Origin of the sequence: Microcystis sp. M31BS1 (assembly GCF_020245285.1) — a bacterium.
GTDB lineage: Bacteria > Cyanobacteriota > Cyanobacteriia > Cyanobacteriales > Microcystaceae > Microcystis > Microcystis panniformis.
On the sequence record NZ_JADBVE010000127.1, the window covers coordinates 1 to 23,305 of the forward strand.

24 protein-coding genes, 1 tRNA gene and 1 pseudogene are annotated in these 23,305 nt (G+C 42.3%); 8 read left to right on the top strand and 18 right to left on the bottom strand.

Annotated elements, in window-relative coordinates; all coding sequences use genetic code 11:
• From IM509_RS07160 to IM509_RS07175, 4 genes are all read right to left on the bottom strand, one after another.
• Positions 1-219, bottom strand: a 219-nt coding sequence (locus IM509_RS07160; protein ID WP_272079427.1) for a DUF3782 domain-containing protein, incomplete at its 3' end; no start/stop codon positions are given.
• Between the two features lie 137 nt (positions 220-356).
• A complete protein-coding gene (gene purU, locus IM509_RS07165) occupies positions 357-1,211 on the bottom strand; it encodes a formyltetrahydrofolate deformylase (RefSeq protein WP_052275960.1) in 855 nt (284 codons plus the stop codon).
• Between the two features lie 121 nt (positions 1,212-1,332).
• Complete coding sequence (locus IM509_RS07170; protein WP_052275961.1) at positions 1,333-1,908, bottom strand: (2Fe-2S) ferredoxin domain-containing protein; 576 nt, start codon at positions 1,906-1,908, stop codon at positions 1,333-1,335.
• 122 nt (positions 1,909-2,030) lie between these two features.
• On the bottom strand, positions 2,031-2,195 hold the full coding sequence (locus IM509_RS07175) for an Asr1405/Asl0597 family protein (RefSeq protein ID WP_167341537.1): 165 nt from the start codon (positions 2,193-2,195) through the stop codon (positions 2,031-2,033).
• A gap of 231 nt (positions 2,196-2,426) precedes the next feature.
• Here IM509_RS07175 and IM509_RS07180 point away from each other — a divergent pair, with 231 nt between their 5' ends.
• Positions 2,427-3,266 carry a reverse transcriptase-like protein gene (locus tag IM509_RS07180; protein WP_002759672.1) on the top strand — a complete coding sequence of 280 codons (840 nt, stop codon included), beginning with the start codon at positions 2,427-2,429 and terminating at the stop codon, positions 3,264-3,266.
• 98 nt (positions 3,267-3,364) lie between these two features.
• Here the strand turns inward: IM509_RS07180 and IM509_RS07185 are convergent, their stop codons facing one another.
• The 4 genes from IM509_RS07185 to hisF all read right to left on the bottom strand — a co-directional run bounded on the left by IM509_RS07185 (position 3,365) and on the right by hisF (position 6,177).
• Positions 3,365-4,462 (bottom strand): AI-2E family transporter, encoded by a 1,098-nt coding sequence (locus IM509_RS07185; protein WP_002778288.1) that lies wholly within the window; start codon positions 4,460-4,462, stop codon positions 3,365-3,367.
• 312 nt (positions 4,463-4,774) lie between these two features.
• Positions 4,775-4,847: transfer RNA gene (locus IM509_RS07190), tRNA-Ala, on the bottom strand.
• A 118-nt stretch (positions 4,848-4,965) separates the two neighbouring features.
• Positions 4,966-5,166, bottom strand: coding sequence for a hypothetical protein (locus IM509_RS07195; protein WP_002744967.1), 201 nt, complete (start codon positions 5,164-5,166; stop codon positions 4,966-4,968).
• 246 nt (positions 5,167-5,412) lie between these two features.
• Positions 5,413-6,177: an imidazole glycerol phosphate synthase subunit HisF gene (hisF, locus tag IM509_RS07200; RefSeq protein ID WP_002764651.1), complete on the bottom strand. Its 765-nt coding sequence runs from the start codon at positions 6,175-6,177 to the stop codon at positions 5,413-5,415.
• A 23-nt stretch (positions 6,178-6,200) separates the two neighbouring features.
• On the opposite strand from hisF, the gene ruvB reads away from it, so the two are divergent.
• Positions 6,201-7,277: a Holliday junction branch migration DNA helicase RuvB gene (ruvB, locus tag IM509_RS07205; protein WP_052275963.1), complete on the top strand. Its 1,077-nt coding sequence runs from the start codon at positions 6,201-6,203 to the stop codon at positions 7,275-7,277.
• A 558-nt stretch (positions 7,278-7,835) separates the two neighbouring features.
• Complete coding sequence (locus tag IM509_RS07210) at positions 7,836-8,612, top strand: RNA polymerase sigma factor SigF (protein ID WP_052275964.1); 777 nt, start codon at positions 7,836-7,838, stop codon at positions 8,610-8,612.
• A 105-nt stretch (positions 8,613-8,717) separates the two neighbouring features.
• Here the strand turns inward: IM509_RS07210 and IM509_RS07215 are convergent, their stop codons facing one another.
• On the bottom strand, positions 8,718-9,878 hold the full coding sequence (locus tag IM509_RS07215) for an aminotransferase class V-fold PLP-dependent enzyme (RefSeq protein ID WP_185237409.1): 1,161 nt from the start codon (positions 9,876-9,878) through the stop codon (positions 8,718-8,720).
• Between the two features lie 594 nt (positions 9,879-10,472).
• Complete coding sequence (locus IM509_RS07220) at positions 10,473-11,606, bottom strand: RNA polymerase sigma factor, RpoD/SigA family (protein WP_052275966.1); 1,134 nt, start codon at positions 11,604-11,606, stop codon at positions 10,473-10,475.
• Positions 11,607-12,255: 649 nt separating this feature from the next.
• Here IM509_RS07220 and priA point away from each other — a divergent pair.
• Positions 12,256-14,745: a primosomal protein N' gene (gene priA / locus IM509_RS07225; protein WP_185237410.1), complete on the top strand. Its 2,490-nt coding sequence runs from the start codon at positions 12,256-12,258 to the stop codon at positions 14,743-14,745.
• 29 nt (positions 14,746-14,774) lie between these two features.
• Here the strand turns inward: priA and IM509_RS07230 are convergent, their stop codons facing one another.
• Entirely contained in the window at positions 14,775-15,689 is a 915-nt protein-coding gene (locus IM509_RS07230; protein ID WP_052275968.1) for a DUF4351 domain-containing protein, read from the bottom strand.
• Positions 15,690-15,971: 282 nt separating this feature from the next.
• Positions 15,972-16,487, bottom strand: coding sequence for a helix-turn-helix domain-containing protein (locus IM509_RS07235; RefSeq protein ID WP_185237411.1), 516 nt, complete (start codon positions 16,485-16,487; stop codon positions 15,972-15,974).
• A gap of 183 nt (positions 16,488-16,670) precedes the next feature.
• Between IM509_RS07235 and IM509_RS07240 the strand changes: the two genes are divergently transcribed.
• The gene (locus tag IM509_RS07240) at positions 16,671-17,660 is read left to right on the top strand and encodes an MIR domain-containing protein (RefSeq protein ID WP_002792849.1); all 990 of its coding nucleotides are present in this window, start codon (positions 16,671-16,673) and stop codon (positions 17,658-17,660) included.
• Between the two features lie 183 nt (positions 17,661-17,843).
• Here the strand turns inward: IM509_RS07240 and IM509_RS07245 are convergent.
• Positions 17,844-18,224 (bottom strand): annotated as a pseudogene (locus tag IM509_RS07245) (DUF4351 domain-containing protein); the annotation flags it as partial.
• A 161-nt stretch (positions 18,225-18,385) separates the two neighbouring features.
• On the opposite strand from IM509_RS07245, the gene pgeF reads away from it, so the two are divergent.
• On the top strand, positions 18,386-19,180 hold the full coding sequence (gene pgeF, locus IM509_RS07250) for a peptidoglycan editing factor PgeF (RefSeq protein WP_052275969.1): 795 nt from the start codon (positions 18,386-18,388) through the stop codon (positions 19,178-19,180).
• Positions 19,181-19,221: 41 nt separating this feature from the next.
• Positions 19,222-20,199 (top strand): methionyl-tRNA formyltransferase, encoded by a 978-nt coding sequence (gene fmt / locus IM509_RS07255; RefSeq protein WP_052275970.1) that lies wholly within the window; start codon positions 19,222-19,224, stop codon positions 20,197-20,199.
• Between the two features lie 29 nt (positions 20,200-20,228).
• On the opposite strand, the gene IM509_RS07260 is transcribed toward fmt, so the two are convergent.
• From IM509_RS07260 to IM509_RS07270, 3 genes are all read right to left on the bottom strand, one after another.
• A complete protein-coding gene (locus IM509_RS07260) occupies positions 20,229-20,609 on the bottom strand; it encodes a cyclic nucleotide-binding domain-containing protein (RefSeq protein WP_002787046.1) in 381 nt (126 codons plus the stop codon).
• 3 nt (positions 20,610-20,612) lie between these two features.
• A complete protein-coding gene (locus IM509_RS07265) occupies positions 20,613-20,783 on the bottom strand; it encodes a hypothetical protein (RefSeq protein ID WP_052275971.1) in 171 nt (56 codons plus the stop codon).
• 189 nt (positions 20,784-20,972) lie between these two features.
• Positions 20,973-21,779, bottom strand: coding sequence for a TlyA family RNA methyltransferase (locus IM509_RS07270; RefSeq protein WP_072926163.1), 807 nt, complete (start codon positions 21,777-21,779; stop codon positions 20,973-20,975).
• A gap of 139 nt (positions 21,780-21,918) precedes the next feature.
• Here IM509_RS07270 and IM509_RS07275 point away from each other — a divergent pair, with 139 nt between their 5' ends.
• Positions 21,919-22,140 (top strand): hypothetical protein, encoded by a 222-nt coding sequence (locus tag IM509_RS07275; RefSeq protein WP_052275973.1) that lies wholly within the window; start codon positions 21,919-21,921, stop codon positions 22,138-22,140.
• Between the two features lie 115 nt (positions 22,141-22,255).
• On the opposite strand, the gene IM509_RS07280 is transcribed toward IM509_RS07275, so the two are convergent.
• Both IM509_RS07280 and IM509_RS07285 read right to left on the bottom strand, forming a co-directional pair.
• Positions 22,256-23,086: a metal ABC transporter permease gene (locus tag IM509_RS07280; RefSeq protein ID WP_052275974.1), complete on the bottom strand. Its 831-nt coding sequence runs from the start codon at positions 23,084-23,086 to the stop codon at positions 22,256-22,258.
• The gene (locus IM509_RS07285; protein ID WP_287716747.1) at positions 23,080-23,241 is read right to left on the bottom strand and encodes a hypothetical protein; all 162 of its coding nucleotides are present in this window, start codon (positions 23,239-23,241) and stop codon (positions 23,080-23,082) included. The genes IM509_RS07280 and IM509_RS07285 overlap by 7 nt, the downstream gene beginning before the upstream one ends.
• Positions 23,242-23,305: the final 64 nt, after the last annotated feature.

Genomic DNA, 23,305 nt, shown 5'->3' on the forward strand with positions numbered 1-23,305 from the left:
ACTAACAACTTCCATACCAAAGCGTTGTCTGAGAATCGTTTCCATTGAGGGAAGGGCAAGTCCTTCGGTAAAGCTGCCGAATTTGGCACCAAGTCCCCCAATTTGTTTGCCCAGTTCTTTGAGTTGTTTGTCAGTTTCCTTGAGTTGTCGGTCAGTTTCTTTTTGAGCGGCAGTTAATTCGGCTAAGAGTCGCCATACATCTTCGGATGTGGTTGCCATAGATAAATTTTTCCTTCTGCTCTGGTCTATTGCTATTTTAGTCAATTGCGCCGATACTTCCTAATTTTTAACCCGCAATGATGTCTTTTTTGTCCAGTACATCTTATCCCATTTTAGATGAGCTTACCCTAGCAACCTTAAGCGAACACTACCGTGCGATTAGCGTAAACCAAAACGCGATTTTGCAAGTGTAAACGTACCGCTCGCGCTAACACCACCCTTTCTAAATCCTTACCTTGACGAATTAAATCTCCTACGGTATCGCGATGGCTAACTCTGACCACATCCTGCTCGATAATTGGCCCCTGATCGAGATCGGCAGTGATATAATGGGCGGTGGCTCCAATAATTTTTACCCCTCGATCGTAAGCCCGTTGATAGGGATTAGCTCCGGCAAAAGCCGGTAAAAAAGAATGATGAATATTGATAATATTGGGGAAAAAGTTAATAAAATCTGGAGTGAGAACCTGCATATATTTAGCTAAAATCACTAAATCTATCCGGTATTCCCGCAGTAACTCTAATTGTCTGGCTTCCTGTTCAATCTTGGTTTCGGCGGTAATGGGAAGATGATGAAACTCAATACCGAATTGATTGGCAACTGAGTGTAATTCTGGATGATTGCTAATAATTAAAGGAATTTCTGCCCTAATTTCTCCCCCGTGTTGTCGCCATAATAAATCGAGGAGACAATGATCCTGTTTTGTCACCCAAATAGCTAGACGCGGGACAGTATCGGAAAAATGCAAAGACCAACTAGCCTGCAAAGGTTTGGCAATAGCGGCGAAAGCTGGTTCGATCATCCCACGGGGTAAATTAAACCCTTCTAATTGCCATTCTATCCGCATCAGGAACAATCCCGCCGAAAAATCCGTGTGTTGGTCAGCGTGGATAATATTGCCGCCATTAGCGTAGATAAAATTAGCGATTTTCGCCACTAGACCAATCTGGTCAGGACAAGAAATTAACAAGGTTGCAGTGGCAGCAGTCATAAATTATCGGCGGCAAGAATTGACTTTTTCTATCCCTAATTTATTACAATTTTAGGCACTTCGTCCCTTTGATACACAAAAAAGATCGTTTGTCAATAGCGATCGCCGATTAAATTCCTGGTTAGACTGATAGGCTATTCCCTTGCTCAGAAGTGGCAAAATGCCGCTCGATTAGGGAGGGGACATCTTGGGGAGCTACCTGATTATAATGCTTTTTATCGGGCATAACCACCAGATTCGGGCCTTTTTTGCACTGTTTTAAACAGCCGGTTAATTTAATATTCACCGCTTCTCCCAGTCCTTTTTCCTCTAAACCACTCTCCAACCTTTGGCAAACTCTCGCACCGCCATTTTTCCAACAATCAGACTTCTGACAGATTAAGACGGTGGCTTTTTTCGCTTTTGCCGGGGCGACTTCTGGGGTTTTTTCGCCAGATAAATGCTCGATCCCTAGTACCCTCAGTTTTAATTTTCCCTTTTTTGAACAAAGACTACTTTCTCCCGTCACTTTTAGCCATGAGTGGAGAGCAATATTGAGAGGTATGTGGTCTCGCAGTGTTTTTTCGGGCTTAAACCAATATTCTCGTTTATCAACACTGATTCTCAGGTATTTTACCTTATATCCGTCCTTGAGGACAAAACCGAGGAATTGACCGACCACTTGAAAGGGAACCATGCTAGTTACAGATTTTGACATACTTTCTCACTTTTTACTCTCAGATTGCTAATTTTTCTCAAGGATTATGCCTGCCAACAGGTTTCTAGCCAAGCGATTAAACAGCCTCGGGAGGCCTCCACCTGTCGCAGGACAATCCACAGCTATAAAAGTTGAGCGGAGGCATCAATGCGAACCGGCAAAAGCTGATGGAGCGAGCATTGACATTCAATGTTTAGGGCCTGCATCTGGTGGTAAACCTGCCAGGGATCCCAAGCACTAAGATTGAAGATTTTCTCACCTTCCGATGGCCATTTGTCTATACTCATGGGGCTTTTAATTGAGAACTATTAGCAATATAACTCTAGGCTGATGTTCTCAGTATAACCAACAACTGCAAATAATTATCAATAACCTGAAGAAAAAAAGTTACCCGGTAGCGGCGATCGGCTAAAATCTTGCTATTGTTGCCTTGTCCGCTTTGCCGATCCCGGAATCGCTACCGCCTAGAATTGTCAAAGAGATAAAAATGGAGATAACAAGATTTATTGACGAAAATTATGGATAAAAAAGCTCAAAAAACCGATAATTCAGCAATTCTCTATTTTGATGGTGGTTCTCGCGGCAATCCGGGGAGAGCAGCCGGTGCAGCGGTAATAGTTTTAGCCGAGGGTAATTCCTTGACCACGACTAGATATATGGAGAGAGCCACTAATAACGAGGCCGAATACACGGGATTGATTATTGGATTGGAAAAAGCCCAAGAATTAGGCTTAAAAAGCCTAGAAATTCGCGGAGACAGTCAATTAGTCATCAATCAAGTTAAGGGAGACTGGAAGGTAAAAAGCGATAGTTTACGTCCCTTTTATCAGCGTGCTTGTCAATTAGTTGCCCGATTCGATCGCATTAGCTGGCGCTGGATTGAACGAGCTAAAAATAGTTTGGCTGACGCTGCTGCCAATCATTGTATGGATGCGGCGAAAAAATCGCCAGAAAAACCAAAGGAAGGCGAAACTAATCTCGATATTCTGCTCCAATCCCTGAAACCAGTCCTAAATACCGAAGAATTCGTTTTTTCTTCCCTAACAGCAACAGGACTAGAACAGCTACAATTAACCCCTATCTGCCAATTTCAGGAAGAGGAAGGCATAACGGTGATTATTCCCCGTCAGCAAGCCGATCGCCAGAACTTACAGTACAAATATATTTATAGACAAATTACTCTTTCTGTGCATTCTAGTTTAGCGGCGGTGGGATTTTTAGCGGTAATTAGCGAGAAACTGGCCGCAGCAGCAATTAGCGTCAATGTCATTTCTGGTTATTATCACGATCATTTATTTATCCCTAGGGATAGGGTGACAGAAGCGATGGCTATTCTCGAAGAAATTAGCCGCTCATAACAGTTATCAGTTATCAGTTATCAGTTAGCAGATGTGAGTTTTCAATTCACTCATTACTGTTTACTGTTTACTGTTCACTGAAAAAACAGGATTTATTATTATTTGCTCTCCTCCGAGGAATTTTTCACCGTTTCTTCTAGGATAACTACCGGTTCTTTTTCCCGCTGCTGCGAGCGGATGATATCGATGGTACTTTTCAGCACACTAGCGATAGGAACTGCTATCAATAAACCGAGAATTCCTGCCACTTTGCCACCGATAAAAAGAGATAGAATAATCCAGACGGGATTAAGTCCGATCATACCTCCCATTAACCGAGGGGCGATGACATTATCATTAATTTGACCGACAATAATAGTCAGGGTCAAAACTTTTAACCCTAACCAAAAATCTTGAAACATCAGTAGGGTACTAATGCCAATAATGGTGAAGGCACTGGCAAAAGGAATTAATGTAGTTAGACCGATTGCCACCCCGAATAATAGGGCATAATCAACCTTGAGAATCACAAAAACAAAAATTTGAGCAAGGCTGAGAATTCCCGCCAAAATGGTTTGACCGGCAAAATAGGTTTCAAAAGTTTGACGAATAATCGTTCTTAATTTGAGATTCCAAGGAGCAGGAATCCAGCTTAAAATTCCCTCCCAAATTTGTTCGCCATAGAGAACCAGAAAGACAGTTAGAACCAGAACAAAGAGAATGTTTAAGATACTGTTGATAGTTCCCAGCACAAAGCTCAGTAATTGAGTGCTAAGAGTTTGTAAAACGTTAGTTAGTCGTTCCGATAACTGGGTAATTGATTGCTCGATATAAATCGCATATTTCTGAGTTTTATCCCACTTTTCTAAATTTTGTATCTGTTCGGTTCCCGACTCGATCCACTGGGGCAAACTATTGATTAAACTGCTTAATTGCTCGACAATCTGGGGAATTAAAATTAAACCTAAAACGCTCAAAATTAATAGGGCAATTAAAAAGACAATAGCGATCGAACCACTGCGATTAACCCCGCGTCTTTGCAGCAGTTTGATGGGAACATCTAGGACAAAAGCTAGTAAACTAGCAGTGACAAAAATACTAACTAAGGGTTCTAGATAGCTAAATAATTGGAATAATAACCAACCATTGAGAAATAAGAGCGGAAAAACTAGACTTAGCCGCAACCAACGAGGTAGTTGCTTAAAAAGCTCTATCATTAGACCTCTTGTAAAAATCAAAAATTGTTGTTAGGGTTAGGAGTCAGTAGTCAGTAGTCAGTAGTCAGGAGAATTAAGAATGAATAATAATCAATTAAACGGTCTATTTACAGATTTTATGTAATTTAATCCTTGTTTTTGCCTTTTTTGAACCCTCAAAAATTAATTATGCAAGAGGTTTATTAATTTTGTCCTGAGAGAGTATCGATGTATGTAAAAAGAGAGTTTTCTAACCAGAAATCCTCTTTCAATCTACCATCTCCGTGCCACTTTTCTAGCCCCAGTAACCCTGAAACTCTTATCTTAACTGTATGGAGCTAAGCGGATTCGAACCGCTGACCCCCTCAATGCCATTGAGGTGCTCTACCAACTGAGCTATAACCCCGCGAAGACCATTTTTGAATATAGCTTAAATAGAATCATTTTGTCAAGGGGGGGCGAGAAAAAAATTTGTCACTGCCAAGACGATCGCTCATCCACAAGAGTGAAACAATCGCCCCCATTTAGACAGGAGCCGAAATTTGGGTTAAATAGGTTAAACAGTGACCCATGAGGAAATAAACTACTAACATAGCCGCTGCCGCTGCTGCCACCAAGGTTCCCGCCAGCATCAAGGAAAACTCTTGCCTGTCGAACGCTTGCTGCATTAGATGCAATGACCAAGCCACAAGACCGAGGTCAAAGATGAGAATCGGAACTAACATATTTTAAATTTTGTTAACTTTCCTCTATTCTAATACATAATTTTCCCTGGGGATAATCGGACGGAAGTTTAAAATGCGGATTTTTTGCCCGTTGCTCGATCGCGGCTGTCAGCCGTCAGCCATTGACTTTCAGTAATAGGTGTAAACCTTACTCTTCTTGGTTTGCAGCCTAAAGAAATCCTTTTCCCGAAAAAGCGACTCAATCCCTAGATTAAGTTCTGCAAATCTTGCTCTCATTTTCCCCGGCTAACGCACGGGTACTTGTTGATTTTGCAGATAATTTTTGACCTCAGCGATGGTTAATTGACCATAATGGAGCAAAGAAGCCAATAAAGCCGCTTCTGCCCGCCCTTCCGTCAATGCTTCGTAGATATGCTGACAATTACCCGCTCCTCCCGAAGCAATCACAGGAATCTCCACCCTTTCAGCGATCGCTTTTGTCAAGGCCAGATCATAACCCGCTTGCGTGCCGTCGGCATCCATACTGGTAACTAACAACTCACCCGCCCCGCGTTTTTCCACTTCTTGGGCCCATAATAAAGCATCAATACCCGTATTTTCCCGTCCACCCCGAACATAAACCTCCCAACCAGGGTTATGCACATCCTTGCGTCGTCTAGCATCGATCGCCACCACAATGCACTGTTTCCCAAAGCGATCGCTGGCTCGATCGAGCAATTCCGGCTCGCGCACGGCAGCCGAGTTAATGCTGACTTTATCGGCCCCGGCTCTTAACAAATTTTTAATATTTTCTAAGGATTGGATGCCCCCACCCACTGTCAGAGGAATAAAAACCTGTTCCGCCGTGCGATAGACTACATCAATAATCGTGTCGCGATCTTCATGGGTAGCAGTAATATCAAGAAAAACCAACTCATCAGCCCCTGCCTGATTATACAAGCGGGCCAACTCCACGGGGTCGCCAGCATCCTGAAGATTGACAAAATTAACCCCTTTCACTACCCGACCTTTATTGACATCCAAACAAGGCAAAATCCGCTTCGCTAACATATCCTAGACTCTTGATTGTAACAATGGCCATCAAACGATCGCATAATTCCACCCCGGCTGCCGAGGAAAATCTGCTCACTCCCAATCCCACTATAGAAGAAACGGAAAAAGCAGAAGCGCAGATTCGTCCGCAATCCCTAGAGGATTATATCGGTCAACAGGACTTAAAGGCTAATCTAAAAGTCACCATCGCCGCGGCCAAAGCTAGACAAGAAGCGATCGATCATCTGCTCTTCTACGGACCGCCGGGGTTAGGCAAAACCACCATGGCTTTAATTTTAGCGGCCCAGATGGGAGTAAATTGCCGCATTACTGCCGCCCCCGCTTTAGAGCGTCCCCGGGACATTACCGGCATCCTGATCAATCTTCAACCCCGGGATATTCTTTTTATCGACGAAATTCATCGACTGAATCGGGTGACGGAGGAGTTATTATACCCAGCGATGGAGGATTATCGCCTAGATGTGACGATTGGTAAGGGTCAAGCGGCGAAAATTCGCAGTATTTCTTTACCTCCCTTTACTTTAATCGGTGCTACTACCAAAGTTGGCTCTTTAACTGCGCCTTTACGCGATCGTTTTGGCATGATTCAACGTCTGCGTTTCTATACAGTTGAGGAATTGACGGCAATTATGCTCAGAAGTGCTACTATATTTAATATTCCCATTACTGAAGCGGGTGCGATCGAAATTGCCCGTCGCAGTCGGGGAACTCCACGCATTGCCAATCGTTTATTAAAACGAGTACGCGACTATGTGCAGGTGAAGGGAGAAACTATGATCACCCCCCAGTTAGCCGCTGAGGGATTAAATCAATTAAATGTGGATTCTATGGGTTTAGATTGGACCGATCGATTAGTATTAAAGACGATGATCGAACAGTTTCAAGGTAAACCCGTGGGATTGGAAGCAGTAGCAGCAGCCACGGGAGAAGATGCCAAAACGATTGAGGAGGTGTATGAGCCTTATTTATTACAAATAGGTTATCTTCATCGTACCCCCCGGGGTCGCATGGTGACGGCAGCCGCCTACGAACATTTAGGTTTACTGGCGAAATTGCCGAAAAATAAGGATCGGAGTTTACCTTTGTTCGACTTCTAGTTTTCTGGATAGGGTTGGCTGAATAAATGTGAAATATAGACGAGGTATGGGGTTTGGGGCTTTTTGGCGAAGCAGCTGCAAGATTTTCAAGCTAGTGGCTCAAAAACCTTACATCTTGATCGGCGATCGCGTCCTGTACGGGCGAAGCATTCGGACAATAACCTATCGCTGAAACCGTAGATTTTCTATCCGAATGCTTCGCCCCTACTTTTTGCCGCAAACCCTAGATAGGGCTGCTGAATAAATCCAAAAACCTTGTTAGATTAAGGCTTTTTCAGGGGGAAAATTCACACCCCACACCCCACACCCTGCCTCTAGGAACAACTTTTTCAGCCAACCCTAATTACCTGGGTTTTAGCTTACCTGTGTCTTTAAATACTGGCTTGACCGCGTGAAATCACACAAGCCTTTATGTAAAGACCGTATGATGAAGATCGTAGTAAGTTCCATTGTTGCCATTGCTTGCCGCTTCTAATCTAGACTGTATTGGGATTTGTCAAAGCCAATTGCAATAGTGAGCTTTTATAGTCAATGATTTTTTAAGTCTGTTAACGCCCTATGTCTGTCCTAAATAAAGAAAATCTTAAACTAGAAACTCTCACCCTGTTTCAAAAATATCAAAAAACAGGAGATAATAAGTTACGAGATCAAATTATGGAGTTAAACCTAGGATTAGTCAGAAGGGAAGCTCATCATTGGGTCAATCAATGCCCTGAAAATTACGAAGATTTATTGCAGGTTGGCTCTATGGGACTAATTCGAGCGGTTCAGCGTTTTGACAGCAGCAAAGGTCATGCTTTTAGTTCCTTCGCTATTCCCTATATTCGCGGCGAAATTCAACACTATCTACGGGATAAAGGTTACACAGTTCGTATTCCTCGTCGTTGGTTAGATTTAGGCAGACAAGCAACAAATATGCGTCGGGATTTCCAGTCCCTCTACAATCGTCAACCCAACGATACGGAAATCTCCCTCGCTTTAAATATTTCCCTCGCAGAATGGCAAGAGGTAAAACTGGCTTTCCAAAACCGTGAACCTCTTAGTCTCGATGCGACGGTTAATAACGATGAAGATAATCATACTTGTTTAAAAGACATCGTTCCCGATCCCCGTTATCGCAGCTTTCAACTGTGTCAAGAGGATCGCATTCGTTTACAACAGGCAATGGCTCAATTAGAAGACAAAACCCGTCATATTCTTGAATTTGTCTTCCTTAAAGATCTTACTCAACGGGAAACAGCCGAACAATTAGGCATTAGTGTCGTTACCGTCTCCCGTCGGGTGAAAAAGGGTTTAGAAATGCTCAAGGAAACCATGCTCCAAGAAGTATTTTAGCCCAATTATCGGTTCTCATGGCAAGTCCGTTATTAACTCCAAATCCAACTTTAAAAACTCAGTTATGGATTTTTTTCCCCTGCTCCGATGCTCCCTGCTCCCAGCTTATCTTTGCCTAAATAGCAAGTAATTTAAAACCTCAGCTAAATATTCATACTGCTCGATCGAATTATAGTAGTGAGCAGAAATTCTCACAATTAATGATGCTTCTCCCCAAGGAATTATCGGCACTTCAATCTGATATTTTTCCCACAGTTGCCTAGATAAATCTTCTGCTGGCCAGGAATAACTAGGAATTAGAATTGAGGACATCGCTCCAATCATTGATTCTGGACAGGGATAATTGACCTGCAAGGCATGACAAAGCAAATTTCTGGCTTTTAAAACCAAATTACGATTCCTCGCCATCAGACCCAGTAAACCATCAATAGAGAGAGAATTTAAAAACTCGATCGCTTTTGGCACTGATAAATAAGCGCTGGGATCATCGGTTCCCATCCAAGCAAATTCTAACTGAAAACGGGAACGATCTTGTCGAGGAGAATTTGCTCCATGGCTAATAGTTAAAGGTCGAATTATTGCCTGTTTATCCCCGCGCACATAGAGAAAAGCAGCCCCCTTGGGACTACATAACCACTTATGACAATTAGCAGTATAATAGGTGGGATTAATTGTCCTGATATTAAGGGGTAAAAAACCTAAAGCATGAGCGCCATCGATGAGAGTATCAATACCCCGATTATTTAATTCTTGCACAATTTCTGCGATTGGCCAAATTAAGGCCGTGGGACTGGTGACATGATCTAAAACTACTAATTTTGTCCGGGGAGAAACAGATGCTAAAATTGCTTGACTAATTTCTAAAGGGGACTGTACAGGAAAGGGAATTTTAGCGATAATTACCTTTAAACCCCATCTTTTAGCTATATGTTTAACTGCATTAGCACAAGCATTATAGGTCTGATCGGTGATCAGAATTTCCTCATTTTCCTGAAAAGTTAAGGAATTTAACACCGCATTCACTGCTGTGGTTGCATTGGGAACAAAGACTAAATCATCGCTATTTACTCCCACTAAATCCGCTAATTTTTGCCTAGCAATATCTAATAAACCCTCTAATTCTCTCCCCAAAAATGCTAAAGGTTGTCTTTCCATTCGTTCCCGCAATTGTTGCTGATAATCCAAGACTATTTTAGGGGTTGCACCATAGGAACCATGGTTGAGAAAATAGATATTATCGGGAATTAACCAAAAGTTTTTGGACATATTGAATTAATTTGATTTTATTCAGAACTAGAAAAAATAGATGAGAAATTGCCTGTTATATTCAGCTTCTGACTAGCTAGTATATTTATTTATGATAAGCGGGTGGGTGGAATTAAATATAAGATGAACGTAGGTTGGGTTGAAGCATGAAACCCAACACCCGCTCATGTTACGCTACCGCTAACCCATCCTACAAATAATTGTGCCTCCCTACTTATAACCACCTATTTTAGATTAATCTCCCATGGGTTGAAAAGTTGAAAACGATGAATAATTTCAGTGACAAAAGTTTCTCCATCTATGAGAGGATGATTTTCTGATGCAAAGATAGCTTTATCTATTTTTTGCCGAATATCTTCTCTTCATTCTGCATCAGTTATTTGTTCGTATTCATCGAGTAACTGCAAAGCAAAGTCGATGACTTCTTGGGGAGATTGATATTTTCCCGTTTTCACTTTCCGTTGGAGATGTCGGTTCATAGGTATTATGACTATCTACTGAGAAAATCAGCTTGATCTTAATTTTAAGCTAAATATCGACAAAAAAAGCTCTCCAAGAAAAAGGAGAGGGGAGAGAACGAGTTAGAAAAAATTATTAATGTAACCATCCTTTCAGACGACGCGCGACTTGAGGACGACGTAATTTTCGCATCGCTTTAGTTTGAATTTGACGTACTCGTTCCCGAGATAAATTGAACATTCCCCCCACTTCCTCTAGGGTATAGGGTTGACTGGTAGCTAAACCATAACGGAGGGAGATAACATCTTTTTCCCGTTCCGTGAGAACATCACTTAAAACTGCGAAAATTTCTTGACGCATCATCATCTCATTCATTTTATCTTCGGGAAGTTGTAGATCATCATCTTCCAACAGATCCACTAATTCCGTATCTTCTCCTTTCCCCACACGATGATTTAAAGAGAGAGATTGACGACGCAATTGTAATAATTGCCGCAATTGTTCGGGAGTTATTTCTAACGCTTCCGCGAGTTCCCGTTCATTGGGATTGCGCTGTAAATCTTGCTTGAGAATGCGCTGTGCTTTTTTGAGTTTATTGAGTTTTTCGACAATGTGAATCGGTAAACGAATTGTCCGCGCATCGTTAGCAATGGTGCGGGTGATTGCTTGTCGAATCCACCAATAAGCATAGGTAGAGAATTTATAACCTTTATTGGGATCGAATTTTTCGGCCGCACGGTTGAGTCCGATCGCACCTTCTTGAATTAAATCTAAGAAAGGAACCCCGCGATTTAAATAGCGTTTAGCGATAGAAACCACCAAGCGCAAATTAGAACGAATCATTTTCCGTTTAGCTGTTCGTCCGCGATAAAGACGGTTTTCCAGTTGACGTTCATTATCTAATTCTAAAGCGATCGCCCATTCCGTTTTCGTCGGGGGACGATGTAAATTTTCTTGCAGTTTTTGGCGTACTTCTTCCGCTTCCATGAGAAACTTAACCGAGTAGGCTAATTCAATTTCTTCTTCCGCACTAAGCAGGGGATAACGAGCCATTTCTTTAAAAAATGCCCCAACAGTGTCTTCATTGCTGCCTTTATCGTATCCAGTTCCACTACTCCCACGAGTGGTTTTTAGGGTTTCCGGTAAAGGTTCAGTCAGATCTTCGTCAGTTCTTTCAGCAAAATCCACGCTGTCCAGTTCTAAAGGATTTGTCTCCAGGGCAATAATTTGATTAAAATTATCATCGGCGGCTAGTTTAGAGATTTTCATAAGCAGTTATGGATGGAGTGGGGTTATAATAGCGGTGAAAAACTTAGTTTCTCCCAATGGGCTGATTGTTACATTGAATTTTCGGGGAGCAGATTTTTTAAACGTTTTCTTAATTAATGGCGGCCATTTCTGGGATATAATTGGGTGCTTCTGTGTCCATGGTTACAAATCGCTGAACCAGATAATCAGATTTTCTGGTGAATAGGGGAGACTTTCAGGGTTTTCACTTATACACTCTAACTAAGGTTTTTAGTATTTGACTAGGTAAAGATCACGCTTCTTAACAATCAAGATAGCCATCAGCTTTTTATTACTATTCTTCGCTTTTTCTATTGAGAACCATTCTCACCTTTTGACTAACTATGGTGCGATTTAATAGCTAATAGTCAATAGTTATCATTAACTTTATCAATGCTTAAGGGTGGATAAAAATTCTTTTGGGAAGACTTCACGGGCTAAAAATCAAAATTTGTGGGCAAAAAAGCAATAATTAAACTGTTTTTAGAGAAAATTAACTGGTTTTATTCCCCTCAAGCTTTAAACTATAATTTAAATACCCCATTCTCCCCACTTCCCACTCCCCACTTCCTACTCCCCACTTCCCGCTCCCCACTGATAACTGATAACTAATAACTGATAACTGATAACCATGCTCGATCGCTGTGCTACCCTGACTGTAGCGGAACCTCGCACACCTTACCAATTAACCACAACTGGGCAACTGTGGTTAGAGGTTTTGGTTGATCGCCCTTATCCTAGAGATAGTCAAGAGGATCAGCAAATATTAACCTATAGTATCCCCCAGGATTTAACGGTAGAAATCGGCGATATTTTAAGCGTTCCCTTTGGTTCTCAGGTAATTGGGGGAATTGCTCTTAGATTTCTCGAAAATTTGCCCGCAGGACTGGAAGAAAATCAAATTCGTCCCGTGGAAGATGTGATTGCTAAGGGGTTTTTCCCCGATAATTATTGGCAGTTATTGACGAAAATCGCCCAATACTACGCGACGGATTTAATCACCGTTGTTCGCGTCGCTTTACCTACGGGTTTACTGCGAAGTTCCCAACGTCGCATCAGATTAAAACCAGAAGCGATTCCCCCCGGTGCGGAAGTTTTTTGTACTCCCCTCTCCCGTCAGATTTTATCCCTGCTAAAAAATCAAAAAGAAGGCGATTATTCGGCGAAATACCTGCAAGAAAAAGTAAAAAATGCCAATTACGGTATCCGAGACTTAGTTAAGCGCGGTTGGGTGGAAAGCTATCTAGAAGCACCCAAAAGTACCAATATTAAACAAAAAAAAGCCATTACCCTGCTAATAACCGACTTTCCTGCTGATTTAACTGAAAATCAGCGCAAAATTGTCGAAATTTTACGCCACCAGGGAGGAGAAATGTGGCTGCCAGAATTGGCACAACTTGCGGGGACAAAACATTTTAAACCGCTCATTGACAAGGGTTATGTGGTGATTGAGGATCGGGAATTTCTGCGCTTATCCTCGGCGATTATGAGCAGGGATCAACCAAAAACACTCACTTCTAGTCAAAAACAGGCTTTAGAAGCCATTCAAACCCTAAAAGGTGGTGAAAGCGCTCTCTTACATGGAGTGACGGGATCGGGTAAAACAGAAGTCTATCTACAGGCGATCGCACCTGTCCTAGCAGCGGGTAAATCTGCCTTGGTTTTAGTCCCCGAAATTGGATTAACACCGCAACTAACCGATCGCTTTGTGGCCCGTTTTGGCGATCGAGTCTATGTTTATCATAGCGCCCTCTCGGAAGGAGAAAGATACGATACATGGCGACAGATGTTGACAGGAACCCCACAAGTCATTATCGGGACGCGATCGGCGATTTTTGCCCCTTTACCCCACCTAGGCATGATTATCCTCGATGAAGAACACGATAGCAGCTTTAAACAAAGTCAATTACTCCCCACCTATCACGCGCGTACCGTGGCTAAATGGCGCGCTCAATTAAACCATTGTCCCGTAATTTTAGGCTCGGCCACGCCATCCCTAGAAACATGGCTAGAATCCCAAGTTAATCCCCGTCTTTACCTATCTTTGCCCGATCGCATCCAAAATCGCCCCTTACCGCGGGTGGAAATCGTCGATATGCGACGGGAATTGCAGCGAGGCAATCGTTCCCTGTTTAGTCAATCCCTGCGTTCATCTCTGGAAACCCTGCGCGACAAGGGAGAACAGGCAATTTTATTCGTCAGTCGCCGGGGTCATAGTACTTTTGTATCTTGCCGAAGTTGCGGTTATGTGCTGGAGTGTCCCCACTGTGATGTCTCCCTCTCCTACCACCACACCGAACCGGGAGCGCAAGAATTACTCCGCTGTCACTACTGCAACTATGGTCGCATCCATCCGAAACAATGTCCTGAATGCGGTTCTCCCTATCTAAAATTTTTCGGTACTGGCACTCAGCGCGTCACCCAAGAATTAAGCAAAGAATTTCCTGATTTGCGCTGCTTGCGTTTTGATAGTGATACCACCCGCAACAAAAATGCTCCCCGGGAACTATTAAAACTATTTACTGATGGTGAGTTTGATGTTTTAGTGGGAACCCAAATGCTCACCAAAGGATTAGATATCGATCGAGTTACTTTAGTAGGAGTAATGGCAGCCGATGGTTTACTTTATCACTCCGATTATCGCGCCTCCGAACGCGCTTTTCAAACCCTCACCCAAGTAGCAGGGAGAGCAGGAAGGGGAGAAAGAGAAGGAAAGGTAATTATCCAAACCTATACCCCTGAACATCCCGTGATTAGAGCAGTGCAAACCCACGATTATGAGGGTTTTGTCGAGACGGAATTAATGCACAGAGAGAGTTTCAATTATCCTCCCTACGGCAGTTTAGTCTTAATTCGCTTTAGTGGTTTAGATGGGGAAGCAGTCCAGAAAAGTGCCGAAAATGTTGCGGAGGAATGTGTTAATAATTTCGGTTCCGATTGGGATATTTTGGGACCTGCACCCGCAACAATTATGCGCGTGGCTAACCGTTATCGCTGGCAAATTCTGTTAAAATTATCGGGAGAAAAGGCTGATATCGGTGGTCTTTTGCGTCCTTTGAAAAGCTTAGTTTTACCCAAGGTAAGTATGGCGATCGATGTGGACCCCTTAACTATAGAATAATCAAGGATGAATGAGATGATCGCCATTGCTCACGGATGCAACCAGTTATCTAAATCTGTCAAAGTGTCAAAGTCTAATAAAGCGAGTCCTAAGTCTTCTAACCGCTCCACAGGAAGGTTACGGATGGTTTCCTCAAGATTTTGCGGTATTTCACCGAAACGTCGTTGAAGAAGTCTAATAACAAGATTGGCTTCTTGAATTCTACCCTGTTCAAGACCCTGCTGTACACCTTGCTGTACCCCCTCTTGAACCGCTTGTTCTCTATCCTGTTGGTAAAGTGGAGCTAAACGCATAATAAACTCCCTATCCTCCTGTGTTTTTTTCGATAACGCTTCTAAATTTCTACTCAGATTATACAATAAGTTTAAAGAAGCCGATTTTAGGGGAGCATTCGGCGATAATCTGGCTAATTCGTCAATTGCTCTCTCTCTTGTTCCTCCTCTACCCAATAATCTTAGCCATAATGTCTCTGGGATTGCGGGTAATTGATGAATGACGACAATAGCTGTACCTAAACCTTCCGGGAGAAAATAAACCCCTTCTCCCCAATTGGGTTGTAATTGAGCCTTAAACAGGGATAAAATGCGCTCACTAGCTGTGGGAGTGAGAATCCACAACTTAGGTATCTCCTCCTCTGATATTCTCTGTTTATTTCTCTTTGCTTCTCTCTGGAAGATTTCACGAATAGCAAAGCGCTTGGACAGACAATCATTGATACCATCAAGGGTAATCCCATTGCGATAGGGTTCTAATAAACAAGGATGTTGGCATAATCTGCCTAATAATCCTAACTGAGGGGGAATTGCCTCGGTATTAGGACTAAAATACACATCAATTTCTTTAATTTCTGAGGTGACTTCTTTGCTGATAACTACTGTACCGTAGGGAGAAAGAAGGGTTTCTAAGAAGTCTTTGCTAAATTTATCCCAAATAAAGCGCGTCATTTCAGTTATCAGTTATCAGTTACCAGTTATCAGTGACTACCACCTAAACTCGGTAGCTTGAAAAAGGTTAATTGCCTCAGTTGGTTATTTTTGCCCTAGATTAATCATAAAGTACAGAAGTAAAACAGAGATTATTCATTATTCAGGAGCATCTCACCTTTGTAACCCCTAAATCAGGTTTTTATGTCAAGCTATTTTGAAAGCCTTGCTAGAAACCAGTTTCAGGGATAAGTATAATTACTCACTTGCATAAATGAGATGCTCCCCATTATTCATTATTGATTATTCCGATTGACTGGCGATAATTTTTTTTACTTCTGGTACTAACAAATCTAATGCTTCAGCAATTTGTTCGGGAGTTAATCCTAGTTTGACTAAGCGAGGGATAGTTTCCCTTTTAGTTTTCTTTTCGATAGCATTAGCCATAATTTGATCATCGGGAATAATATCATCGTTTTCTTCTAGGTTAGAAGGAGAACTGGGACAAAAATTAAGTTTGTCAACTTGGCTACTATTAACAACAATACCATAGTTATTTTTACCGACTACTCTTTGAACTGTAGCGCAAAAATTAGACTTATTAATATCTTCTCCTAAAGTATCAGAAAGAAGTTGCCAAAGTTTATAAGCTTCATCCTTAGCATGACCAGCACTACAATTATATTCTTTGGCAATATCAGCGTATTTTTTTCCATTTAAAACTCCCCTAATAATCGACAGTTGCAGACTATCTAGATGCTCACCCGTTTTCGAGAATAGCAATTCATCTAGGTAGCTAGTCAATTCTTGAGTATTCATACTTATTTAACTGTTGGATGTAAGTCTTTATCCGCCATTATCCGCTAAAAGCATTCTTTTGTAAAGATTATTTAGAAAAGTCCCGTCTTTTTCTGACTTCATATAACTTATAAAACAAACTTCATGAAAGCCGACTATGTAATCTTTAATTTTAAATACACATACTTAATAGGAGTATAAGACATGGATGTTCAATATGGAAGTCAAATCAAAATGAGACACATTTTAACAGGTTTTCATCTACACTCTCACCCGCTTAATTATAAACATCCTAACAGTTCACAACAGCAACAAGTAACTTGCTTTAATAACGGTGCTAATGGTGACGATAATGACTTTTGGATTGTTAAAAGTGTTAATGCTAACAATCCAAGAGATAATGAGACTCAAACCGTAAAAGATGGTGATCTGTTGAGACTTGAACATCTTTTAACGCAAAAAAACTTACATAGTCATCCCGGAATACCTTCTCCCATCACTGGACAGCAAGAGGTAACTTGTTTTGGTTTTTCTGGTTCTGGTGATAGTAACGATTTATGGAGAATATCAATAGAAGGGGGCGGTGTTTGGAATGATAGTAAACGAGTTAAATTAATTCATGTTAATACAGACTTCGCTTTACATTCTCATGGTGGTCAAGTGATGAATGATTTAACCGCTTTTCAGCAAGAAGTTACCTGCTTTTCTGGAAGAGATGAAAATGATTTTTGGCAAGCATTTAATATATCATTTGTAGGAGTTAAAGTTCCTGAAGGATTAGGTAGAAATGATAATAATTCTCGACCTGTACGGGCTGAACAAACAAACCGAGTAGCAGGGGGAACCATGACGACTAACGTTACAGTTTCCCCTGATGGAAAACTTACAGCGGAGACTCACACTCGAACAAAAGTAGATTTTAAAGGTTTTACAGGATCAGTTATCGTTGTGATTTATAACAGGGAAGGAAGATCACACATATCTGGAAAGCATTCCTTTGGTGTTGATGGAGATTTAATTCCGGGAGGAAGAAGTGATCGGAAAGATCCTTGGGACGAGTCAGTACCACTAGAAATTGCCAGTAAAGCAGATCGAGTTTCTATCATACATTCTCATGATCCTAATCTGAGAATAACCCGTGAACAGGCTATAGATCTCATTCGTGTAGCGATCATATTAACTGCCGCAGCTTAATAGCTTAAGACATCGATTAATGATGGGGTGTATTAACATTAGTATAATACACCCCAGAGGGGGACAAGCGGGCTAGAAGCCTTACCTACAGAGGCTTCTAGCCTCTATTGTCATAAGTGGATCGATCGATAACCAGCAAAAAGCCAAAGAATAATCAAGGATGGAAAATGCGGTCGCCATTGTTCACGGGTGCAACCAGTTGTCTAAATCCGTCAAAGTGTCAAACTCTAATAAAGCGAGTCCTAAGTCTTCTAAGCGCTCCACAGGAAGTTTACGGATGGTTTCCTCAAGATTCTGCGGTATTTCACCGAAACGTCGTTGAAGAAGTCTAATAACCAACTTTAATGCTTCCTGCTGTACCCCCTCTTGAATCGCTTGTTCTCTATCCTGTTGGTAAAGTGGAGCTAAACGCATAATAAACTCCCTATCCTCCTGTGTTTTTTTCGATAACGCTTCTAGATTTCTACTCAAATTATACAATAAGTTTAAGGAAGCCGATTTTAGGGGATTATTCGGTGATAATCTCTCTAATTCATCGATAGCTCTCTCTCTTGTTCCTCCTCTACTATTTTTCTGATCGGAGACTACTGGCTACTGACTCCTAACCCTAACAACAATTTTTGATTTTTACCGGAGATATAAATAATCTTCCGGTTGCCGTTTGCCAGGCTCAGAACTAGGATAGGAAAGAACGAGGTATTAATGAAGCAAGAGAGGCTTAGACTGTGACCAATGTAGCGATCGATGTCCGATTAACCGAGACTTCTCTGTGGCAATGGCAAATATGGCAAGGATTGCCCTATCTTACCTGTAATCTCCTAGAGGACTGGTCCCACGGCTTTTTTACCCGTCATTATTACCCCCAAACCCCGGAAGCTTTTACGGCTGCTCTGGGGGCAAATGTACCGGTTTATCGGGTCAAACAGGTACATGGCGATCGCCTATTAAATCCCCAAGGGATTACTAACCCGGAAATTGTCGAAGCGGATGGAATTATCACCGATGCTTCCGGTCAAGGGATTTGGGTGGCCAGTGCTGATTGTACGCCCGTACTAATAGGCGATCGCTCTACCGGTGTTGGGGTGGCGATTCATTCTGGATGGAGAGGGACAGCCAAGGGGATAGTTGCCAAAGCAGTTAAGCAGTTATTAAAATCTGGTAGTTGTTTAGATAACTTAGTGTTGGCCCTGGGGCCGGCAATTGCCGGGGAAGTGTATCAAGTAGATGGAGAAGTTGCCGCAGAAGTGGGTTTAAGTTTATTTCCCCAAGAAACCAATCCCGACCAAATTCTAGGGAATTTATTTAACCTCTCCCCCTCCCCCTTATTTGCTGACAAGGAAAAAGGAAAAGTGCGCTTAGACGTGCGACGGGTGATTTACCATCAACTACAACAGTTAGGAATTAGGGATGAACAAATTGCGATCGCTCCTTTTTGTACCTATCAACAAGAGGAGCATTTTTTCTCCTATCGTCGGGAAAAAGCCAAAAAAATCCAATGGTCTGGCATAGTTAGTCGTTAATGGTTACTGCTCACTGATAACTGAAAAATCCCCCCTTTCCCATGCGTATTGTTTTTTTCGGAACCCCGACTTTTGCTGTTCCCACCCTAAAAAAATTATTAGCCAATCCCGATATAGAAATAATTGCCGTCGTTACCCAACCGGACAAGCGCCGGGGAAGGGGTAATCAATTAATCCCCTCACCGGTGAAACAAATAGCCATAGAACAGCAAATACCGGTTTGGCAGCCCAAAAGTGTCAAAAAAAACGCTAAAACCTTAGATTTTCTCAGACAATCGCAAGCGGATGCCTTTGTGGTGGTTGCCTACGGACAAATTCTCTCCCCAGAAATTCTAGAGATGCCGCGATTAGGCTGTATTAACGTTCATGGCTCAATTTTACCGAAATATCGGGGAGCAGCCCCCGTGCAGTGGTGCATCGCTAGGGGAGAAAAAGAAACCGGCATTACCACCATGTTAATGGATGCGGGCATGGACACCGGACCGATGTTACTGAAAGCCTACAGCCCGATCGCTCTTTTTGACAATGCCGAACAGGTGGGAGCAACCCTAGGGCAAATGGGGGCGGATTTGCTCCTAGAAACCCTCTCTAAGCTCGATCGAGCAGAAATTACCCCAATTCCTCAAAATAATGACGATGCCACCTATGCCCCTTTAATTCAGAAATCTGACTACCTAATCCACTGGCAAGATTCGGGCCGGACAATTCATGATCGAGTCCGGGGTTTTTATCCTAATGCGCTGACCACTTTCCGGGGACAACCCCTAAAAGTGATGGCCACTATTCCCCTAGACGATCTGGAGCAACTGCCTCGAGAATTACAGACAAAAGACCTTTCTCATCTAAGCGGAGAAGTGGGATCGATCGTGACTCTCTGGAAAAATTTCGGGCCGGTAGTGCAGACGGGAGCGGGTTTATTGTTATTAAAAGAAGTGCAATTATCGGGAAAACCACCGCGTTCTGGTGGGGATTTGGTCAATGGTTCCCGTTTAACTATCGGTGAGATTTTCGGTCAATAGTTTTCGGGGTATGGCTTTCCTTTGCTCCTCTATGCTTCACTGGTGAAGATTTTTTTCAACTTGCGAAAGCGATCGGAATAACTTCTTAATACTTCGATTGCAAACATGGGGGTTTCCTGCACGGCAAATAAAAACTGCGGTTGATTGAGACAGGCTAATTTACAATCAGTTTTGGCGATAGCTGTGGATTCTCGCAGTTTATCCCCATGCAGGAGCGCTCCTGCTCCGAATACATCCCCTTTTTCTAGAGTTTCTATCAATTGTTCCTTGATATACATCTCCACTTCTCCGCTAAGAATACCGTACATTAACTCGCCCTCCGTGCCATCGACAAAAATAACTTCACCAGCTGGAAAAGTGCGATCGGGATGATTTTCGAGAATTTTAATCGTCTCTACGGGACTTAACATGATTTAACAATAATTTTTCGGGTTATCTCTCCCATTTTCCAATACATTGAACTCCCCGATCATCGTTTTTGTATCTAAGAATACTTGAAACTTCCCTACCTGACAAAGATTCGGTTTGACTCTCAGAAATGCTTTGTTTAATGCTTGTCGGGGAGAGAAATTTTTCCTCTTCATACCTTTATCCTCTTCCTACCCAACCCGATTTTTGAGTCTATTTTTTTCTCTGTTATCTTCCCTCAAAAACCCTATATATATGGGCGCACGGATTCCCATTATACATAAAGTATAAAGCAAGTCTCGCCATTTGTCAAGGGTTTTCCGAAAATCTCCCCCTCTCCCCACTTCCTTGAGAAAATACCTGGTTTAAAACTGTTTGATCGCTGCTTGGGTGATTTCTGCGATCGCGGCTAAACTGGGACTAACTGGGCCAGTATCGGTGGATAACCAGAGAAGATACTCGACGTTACCCGCAGGCCCGGTAATGGGAGACCAAGTTAAACCCCGATAGAACCATCCTAAGACTTCGGCGGCCTGTAAAACCTGAAAAATTGCCCCTGCTTGGTCTTGATGGTCGCGAACTACCCCTTTTTTACCGACTTTTTCCCGTCCCACCTCGAATTGGGGTTTGACCAATAAAATCGCCTCTCGCGGTGGATTTAATAGCGTCCACAGGGTCGGTAAAACTTTGGTCAGAGAAATAAAGGACAGATCCATAACTGCTAAATCGGCGGGTTTTTCCTGTCCGTATAACTTTTCCGGGGTTAAATAGCGAAAATTAGTTCTTTCTAGTAAAATAACTCGTTGATCCTGCCGTAAACTCCAGGCCACTTGTCCATAACCCACATCGACCCCATAAACCCGTTTTGCTCCTTTTTGCAAGAGACAATCGGTAAATCCCCCCGTAGAAATGCCGCCATCTAAACAAATGCGATCGCAGACATCAATGGCAAATAATTCTAAGGCCTTAGCTAATTTTTCGCCCCCCCTTGACAAATAGGGCAGTTTCTGCTTAACCTCGATCGCCGCTTCTGGATCGATTTCTGTGGCAGGTTTATCAATGATTTGGTGATTGACTTTCACCTCTCCAGCGCGAATTAATCGCTGTGCCTGTTGACGGGAATCACAGAGATTTTTGGCTACTAATAATAAATCTAATCTTTCTTTCGACAAGGAAGGCCTCCCAATAATCAGCGCCTAATTCTAAAAAATACCTTATTTTTCCCCAAGCAATCCCAGAAGGAAGATTATAAGTAAACATAGGGACAAGCGGAACCCATCAGCTAAATTTTCGCTGTCATCCCGATATTTTATGGATAAAGAGACTCGATTCGCCATTTTAGTTATTGGCATCCCCTTTCTAGGACTAGCTTACTGTGGCTTGATTTTTGCCGTGATGATTTATTGGGTCTGGGCCCGGGAACATCCCGTGACCATGGCCACTTGTTTCGTCCTTGCTCCTTCTTTGATTTCTGGCTCTATCTGGCTGTTAGCTTCCTATAAAGCCCGCCAAAAGCAGCGTTTGGGGTTATGATTGGCAGGACTATCCCATCGCCCTCTAGAACAACTAATGTGGGGCAATATGGGGGTGAATTACCTTCACCCTCCCCTAGATAACTTTTTCTGATCACCATAACTAGGGGAGAGCCTTAAAGATTAGATATTTTTCTGGTGATAGTTAGCATAAAAGGTTTCCAAGCAAGACTGATTAAATAACCCAATCCTGCCACTAAAATAATTGTCGCCCCTGAGGTGAGATTTAAACTATAGGATAACCACAAACCCACTAAAGTAAAGACAATTCCTAAAATAATCGCTAGGATCATCATTCCCTTCATATTTTTAACAAATTGTCCACTGATAGCGGCGGGAATAGTTAACAAAGCAATTACCATAATTAATCCTACCACCTGCATTACTGCCACAATAGTTAAAGCGGTTATTCCCATTAAACCCAAATAAATTATCTCCACGGGAATATTACGAATAATCGCAAAGGTTTCATCAAAAGATATGGCTAACAACTCTTTATAAAAGATACTAACTAAGGTGATAATTAATATATCTATGCCCGCCATTATCCATAAATCATCCCTCGGTACAGTTAAAATACTACCAAAAAGATAACTCATTAAATCAGCTTTATAACCGGGGGTTAAATCAATAAAAATTACCCCAATCGCCATACCAATCGCCCACATCACCCCGATTAAAGTATCGGCTCTCTCCCGGATACGACGCTGTAAAAAACCCATGCCTAAGGCCGAAAAAAAGGTAAAAAATATCGCCCCCACCAGGGGATTAATCCCGAAAAAATAACCGATTCCTATCCCTCCATAGGCAGCGTGAGCGATTCCCCCACTGATAAAAACCACACGATTAACTACTACCAAAGTACCCACAATCCCACAGGCAATACTAACTAATATTCCTGCGGCAATCGCATGGCGCATAAAATCAAATTGTAAAGCCTCTAGCATAGGGTGTGGGGAAGTGGGGTGTGGGGTGTGGGGTGTGGGGAAGTGGGGAAGTGGGGAGAATAAATAAAAATAATCTCCCGTCTCCTATCTCCTAACTCCTGATAACTGATAACTGATAACTGATAACTGATAACTGATAACTGATAACTGATCACTGATAACTGATCACTGATAACTGATCACTGATAACTGATCACTGATAACTGATAACTGATAACT

Excerpts from the sequence above, each read along its gene's own strand:
- purU (WP_052275960.1), bottom strand. The coding sequence starts at position 1,211 with ATGACTGCTGCCACTGCAACCTTGTTAATTTCTTGTCCTGACCAGATT.
- IM509_RS07170 (WP_052275961.1), bottom strand. The coding sequence starts at position 1,908 with ATGTCAAAATCTGTAACTAGCATGGTTCCCTTTCAAGTGGTCGGTCAA.
- IM509_RS07175 (WP_167341537.1), bottom strand. The coding sequence starts at position 2,195 with ATGAGTATAGACAAATGGCCATCGGAAGGTGAGAAAATCTTCAATCTT.
- IM509_RS07180 (WP_002759672.1), top strand. The coding sequence starts at position 2,427 with ATGGATAAAAAAGCTCAAAAAACCGATAATTCAGCAATTCTCTATTTT.
- IM509_RS07185 (WP_002778288.1), bottom strand. The coding sequence starts at position 4,462 with ATGATAGAGCTTTTTAAGCAACTACCTCGTTGGTTGCGGCTAAGTCTA.
- IM509_RS07195 (WP_002744967.1), bottom strand. The coding sequence starts at position 5,166 with ATGTTAGTTCCGATTCTCATCTTTGACCTCGGTCTTGTGGCTTGGTCA.
- hisF (WP_002764651.1), bottom strand. The coding sequence starts at position 6,177 with ATGTTAGCGAAGCGGATTTTGCCTTGTTTGGATGTCAATAAAGGTCGG.
- ruvB (WP_052275963.1), top strand. The coding sequence starts at position 6,201 with ATGGCCATCAAACGATCGCATAATTCCACCCCGGCTGCCGAGGAAAAT.
- IM509_RS07210 (WP_052275964.1), top strand. The coding sequence starts at position 7,836 with ATGTCTGTCCTAAATAAAGAAAATCTTAAACTAGAAACTCTCACCCTG.
- IM509_RS07215 (WP_185237409.1), bottom strand. The coding sequence starts at position 9,878 with ATGTCCAAAAACTTTTGGTTAATTCCCGATAATATCTATTTTCTCAAC.
- IM509_RS07220 (WP_052275966.1), bottom strand. The coding sequence starts at position 11,606 with ATGAAAATCTCTAAACTAGCCGCCGATGATAATTTTAATCAAATTATT.
- priA (WP_185237410.1), top strand. The coding sequence starts at position 12,256 with ATGCTCGATCGCTGTGCTACCCTGACTGTAGCGGAACCTCGCACACCT.
- IM509_RS07230 (WP_052275968.1), bottom strand. The coding sequence starts at position 15,689 with ATGACGCGCTTTATTTGGGATAAATTTAGCAAAGACTTCTTAGAAACC.
- IM509_RS07235 (WP_185237411.1), bottom strand. The coding sequence starts at position 16,487 with ATGAATACTCAAGAATTGACTAGCTACCTAGATGAATTGCTATTCTCG.
- IM509_RS07240 (WP_002792849.1), top strand. The coding sequence starts at position 16,671 with ATGGATGTTCAATATGGAAGTCAAATCAAAATGAGACACATTTTAACA.
- fmt (WP_052275970.1), top strand. The coding sequence starts at position 19,222 with ATGCGTATTGTTTTTTTCGGAACCCCGACTTTTGCTGTTCCCACCCTA.
- IM509_RS07260 (WP_002787046.1), bottom strand. The coding sequence starts at position 20,609 with ATGTTAAGTCCCGTAGAGACGATTAAAATTCTCGAAAATCATCCCGAT.
- IM509_RS07265 (WP_052275971.1), bottom strand. The coding sequence starts at position 20,783 with ATGAAGAGGAAAAATTTCTCTCCCCGACAAGCATTAAACAAAGCATTT.
- IM509_RS07275 (WP_052275973.1), top strand. The coding sequence starts at position 21,919 with ATGGATAAAGAGACTCGATTCGCCATTTTAGTTATTGGCATCCCCTTT.
- IM509_RS07280 (WP_052275974.1), bottom strand. The coding sequence starts at position 23,086 with ATGCTAGAGGCTTTACAATTTGATTTTATGCGCCATGCGATTGCCGCA.